Source organism: Actinomycetota bacterium (assembly GCA_036280995.1).
In the GTDB taxonomy this organism is placed as follows: Bacteria; Actinomycetota; CALGFH01; order CALGFH01; family CALGFH01; genus CALGFH01.
Genome location: DASUPQ010000674.1, coordinates 1 through 4,163, shown reverse-complemented (window position 1 = coordinate 4,163; position 4,163 = coordinate 1). Strand labels below are relative to the sequence as shown.

Genomic DNA, 4,163 nt, shown 5'->3' with positions numbered 1-4,163 from the left:
GGCGCCCTGGGTATCCCTGGACCCTGAAGCTGGCCCGGCGCCGACCCCGCAGCAGATCACCGATGCCGCCAAGCAGCTGTTCTCCGCCGACGCCGCCGGGCTCATGCCGGTCGACGCCAAGGGCCAGCTCCGATGGGCCGGCGACGGACCAGACCGCCCAGAATGTTGGGGACGGTCAGGACCTCTCCCCCAGGGCCCGTGTGCGGTGGCCTTCAGCCAACGGCTGCCGGCGGCCATCGCCAACATCCACCCCGGGGCCGACTGCCCGCCTTCGAGCGGCTCCGACCGGGCGCCCGGCTCCAGCACGTGGATGTCAGTCCGGGTGACCGGCCGTCCGGTCCCGTTCGTCGGCGAAGCGGTCCCGCTCCTCGGCAGCGACCTGAGCCCGGTCAAGCGCCGCCCGGAGCTCGGCCAGGTCGGCCTGGGCGTCCTGGAGGGCCTGCTCGGCGGCCTGGGCGCGGACCTCGGCCTCCCGCACCCGGACATCGTCCAGGGCCAGGGCGGCCAGCCGTTCACGCTGGGCGTCCTGGACGACCTCCCGGGCCAGCTCGGCCAGCTTGCGCGAGCTCGCCCGAGCCCGAGTCCGCAACTGCTGGAACGCCACCTCGGGGTCGGTGCCGTGGGTGGCGGCGAGCACGCCTTTGGCCTGCTCGATCCAGACCCGGCTGGTCAACGCCTGGCGTAGCTGGGCGACCTCCAGCTTGTGGCTGGCCAGCTCCACGCTGGTGTGGACCAGCTCACCGGCCACGGCCGCGAACTCACGTGCCGCCTCCAGCTCGTGGGCGGTCCAGGCCCGCGGCCGGGTGCTGTAGAGATCCAGCGTCCCACCGGCTGGTCAGCCAGGCGGATGGGGACGCTCAGCACCGCGCAGACGTGCAGCTGGCCGACCACCGCGTCGATCCGGGTCCTGGCCGGCGCGGTTCGCAGATCCTCCACCCTGATGGGTTGGTCCTGGGCATAGGCCTCCAGGGAAGGGCCTTCGCCAAAGTCCTGCTGGACCTGCTCGAGCAGTTCCATGGCGGCGTCGGTGGCGGCCACCCACCGAGGCGGGCCCTCCTCATGGACGAGGGTGAGCCCGGCCCCGTCGACCTCCAGGACGGTCCGGGTGGCCTCGGCGACCCGCAGCAGCCCGACCAGCAGGTCATCGGCTTCAGGCAGCGCCGCCCGCAGCTCGCTGACGGTCCGGGCGACCATCTGACGGTCAACTGCCACAGCCTCGTTCCCCATGGCGACGGCGACAACCAGAGAATGCTTCCATCGCCAGGCCGCTTGGGCAACGCCAAGCGGCCCCCGACCAGGGGATCTGGTTTCCACCCGAGACAACCCGGCCGGCTCCTGCCATGACCCGCTGGTTGTCTCGGCCGTTGCAGGGCTATCCGGCGCCTGGTCGTGGTCGGGCCCAACTGCCTGTCCGGCGCGACCGAACCAGCCTGAGGGGATATCGTCGGCCCAGACCCCGCCGGCATGTCCCTTCAGGTCGACCCAGGCCGGCCACCAGCCCCGTGGACGTGCACCAGCCTCGCGGCCAGGACCAGCGTCACCCCGCGGATCGCGGCGAGCTGGCGGCCAGGCCCTCGCCCTCGCTGCTCATCCAGCGCTCCCAATGCCCGCAGGGGGGATGTTGCGGTTGACGCGGAACAGGTTGTCGGGGTCGTAGGTGGCCTTCACGCGTTGGAGGCGCTGATAGTTGGCCCCGTAGGCGGCGGCGGTCCGGGCGGTGTCGTCGTCGGCGAGCTGGAAGTTGACGTAGTTCCCGCCGGTGGAGAAGGGGCGGATCCGCTCCCACGCGGTCCGGGCCCAGGCCACGTGGGGGTCGGCGGGGGCGCCGGGTGGCCAGGTGGCGGCGAACCCGCCGATGTAGTGGGCGTCGCGGTTGCCGACCGCCCCGTCGTCGTCCTCGTGGTCGTTGAGGGCGCCGGCGACGTGGAAGATGATCGACTGCGACAGCGGCGAGGTCACCCGCAGCGCACTGCTCCCGAAGGCGTCCAGGAAGTCACTGGACAGGTTGGGGAAGAACTCGGCCTTCCAGTAGCGGTGCAGCCACTTGGGCTCCATGGCATTGAGCATCGACTGCACGGCCACATACGGCTTGGGGCCGACCAGGTCCACGATCGGGTTCCCGAGGGCGCGAACTGGGGCCAGGTCGGCTTCGGCGTTGGCGCCGCTGTGGCAGACCTGGATCCCGGCGATGGGCTTGCCGTGCCACTGCTGGGGCAGGAACGGAGCCGGCGGGGCCAGGCGCACGATCGTCGCGGCGGTCAGCTCGCGCGGCGCCTGTTCGGTGAGCTCGCGGTAGGCGGCCAGCACGTCGGCGGCCCGCTCCGCGCTCCAGACGATCAGCCCGCCGGTGACGGTCGGGCCGACCTCGTGGAGACGGAAGGTGAACCGGGTGACGACCCCGAAGTTGCCGCCACCACCGCGCAGGGCCCAGAACAGCTCGGGATGCTGGTCGCGGTTGGCGGTGCGCAGTTGGCCGTCGGCACCGACGACCTCGACCTCGGCCAGGTTGTCGACCGTCCAGCCGAAGCGGCGGGCCAGATAGCCAAAGCCGCCCCCCAGGGTGAGGCCGGCCACGCCGGTCTCGGACACGAACCCGAGCACGGTGGCCAGCCCGTGGGCCTGGGTGGCCTGGTCGACCTCGCCGAGCAGACACCCCGGGCCGACGTGGACGAGCCTGGCGTCGGGGTCGACGGTGACCTGGCGCATGGGCGACAGGTCCAAGGTCAGGCCGCCCGGCGCCATGGAGGTGCCGGCGATGTTGTGGCCACCGCCCTTGATGGCGAGCAGCAGCCCATGGTCGCGGGCGAACCCGACCGCGGCGGCGACGTCGTGAGCGGAGGCCGGCTGGAGGACCAGGGCAGGGAGCCTGGCCGCCATGCCGTTCCAGATCGCAACGGCATCATTCCAACCCTGGTCGCCGGCCACCAGCAACCGGCCCTGGACCCGTGAGTCCAGGTCGTCGAGCTGCTTGGTGGCGAGGCTGACGGGTCCGCCGTCGAGTCCGGCGAGCTCGATGGTGTCGGTGGTGGTCATGTCCGTGACCTCCTCCCAGCCGGGCGGTTGTCCACGGGCCCGGTCCGCCGGTATACTCCAAACGCCAGTAACCCTATGCTCGCGTTTGGAGTATGTCAAGACCTGCTGACGATGCGCAGTCGGGCCTGACGACGACCTCGTACGCCGTCCTGGCCCAGCTCGCCGTCCGTCCATGGTCCACCTACGAGCTGGCCCAGCAGCGGGTCCGCTACTTCCGCTACGTCTGGCCGCGGGCCGAGAGCGCGATCTACCGCGAGGTCAAGCGGCTGGCCGCCATGGGGCTGGTCGCGGCCAAGCGCGAGTATGTGGGGAAACGGCCACGGACGGTGTACTCGATCACCGAAGCGGGCCGGCAGGTGCTGCGCGAGTGGCTGGCTACGCCGGTGTCGCCGTTCGCGATGGACTTCGAGGCCATGATCCGACTCTTCATCGCCCCGCTCGGGACCAAGGAGCAGCTGGTGGCCACCTTGGAGCAGGTCCGCGACGACGCCCAGGAGATGCTGCGCTTCGGCGGCGCCGTCAAACAGGAGTTCCTGGAGGGCCGGGCCGTGCTGCAGGACCAGGTCTACATCCGGGCGCTGGCCGTCGACTTCTTCATCAGCCTCCTCACCACCGTCGATGGCTGGGCCGAACGGACGCTGTCGGAGATCCAGGGCTGGGAGGATCTCTCGCCCGACGGGAAGAACGACCGAGGACTCGAGATCTTCGCCCAGCTCCCGGTGGCGACTCCCAGTGAGCACACCGACCGCACGCCGGTGCCACCTCGCACCCAGCGGCGGCGGCGGTCCTCCCGAACAGGCAGCACACCCTGAGTCCCGATGCCGCCGACGTTTCGAGCGGCCGGAGCGCGTTCGCCGAGTGAGCGTTGACGCTGGACGTCGTGTCGCTCCCCGAGCTGGTTGGACCCGGTTGACGCAGACGACCACGCAGGCCACCAGCAGCAACGCAAACCACCGTCCCGAGTCGCGGTCCCACCGCACCTCGCCCTCGAACCCGCTGGGCGCGGTGGTCAGCGAGCGGAGCCCGCGCAGCAGCGTGCCCAGCGCGGCCAGGTAGGCTGCGGCCTGGCAGTCCTCGGGCCTGCCCAGGCGGCGATGGCCACCAGGCAGCCGGGCCGCAGGACGCGGACT

At 71.5% G+C, this 4,163-nt stretch carries 4 protein-coding genes; 1 reads left to right on the top strand and 3 read right to left on the bottom strand.

Annotation, left to right across the window (positions count from 1 at the left end):
* Positions 1 to 313 precede the first annotated feature (313 nt).
* The 3 genes from VF468_22900 to VF468_22890 all read right to left on the bottom strand — a co-directional run bounded on the left by VF468_22900 (position 314) and on the right by VF468_22890 (position 3,033).
* Positions 314 to 721: an ANTAR domain-containing protein gene (locus tag VF468_22900; protein ID HEX5881138.1), complete on the bottom strand. Its 408-nt coding sequence runs from the start codon at positions 719 to 721 to the stop codon at positions 314 to 316.
* Positions 670 to 1,194, bottom strand: coding sequence for a GAF domain-containing protein (locus VF468_22895; protein HEX5881137.1), 525 nt, complete (start codon positions 1,192 to 1,194; stop codon positions 670 to 672). Before VF468_22895 ends, VF468_22900 begins: the two co-directional genes overlap by 52 nt.
* A 393-nt stretch (positions 1,195 to 1,587) precedes the next feature.
* Complete coding sequence (locus VF468_22890) at positions 1,588 to 3,033, bottom strand: FAD-binding oxidoreductase (GenBank protein ID HEX5881136.1); 1,446 nt, start codon at positions 3,031 to 3,033, stop codon at positions 1,588 to 1,590.
* Between the two features lie 92 nt (positions 3,034 to 3,125).
* Here VF468_22890 and VF468_22885 point away from each other — a divergent pair, with 92 nt between their 5' ends.
* On the top strand, positions 3,126 to 3,845 hold the full coding sequence (locus VF468_22885; protein ID HEX5881135.1) for a PadR family transcriptional regulator: 720 nt from the start codon (positions 3,126 to 3,128) through the stop codon (positions 3,843 to 3,845).
* Positions 3,846 to 4,163 lie beyond the last annotated feature (318 nt).

Coding starts and splice junctions, on each gene's coding strand:
- VF468_22895 (HEX5881137.1), bottom strand. CDS start 1,194: ATGGTCGCCCGGACCGTCAGCGAGCTGCGGGCGGCGCTGCCTGAAGCC.
- VF468_22890 (HEX5881136.1), bottom strand. CDS start 3,033: ATGACCACCACCGACACCATCGAGCTCGCCGGACTCGACGGCGGACCC.
- VF468_22885 (HEX5881135.1), top strand. CDS start 3,126: ATGTCAAGACCTGCTGACGATGCGCAGTCGGGCCTGACGACGACCTCG.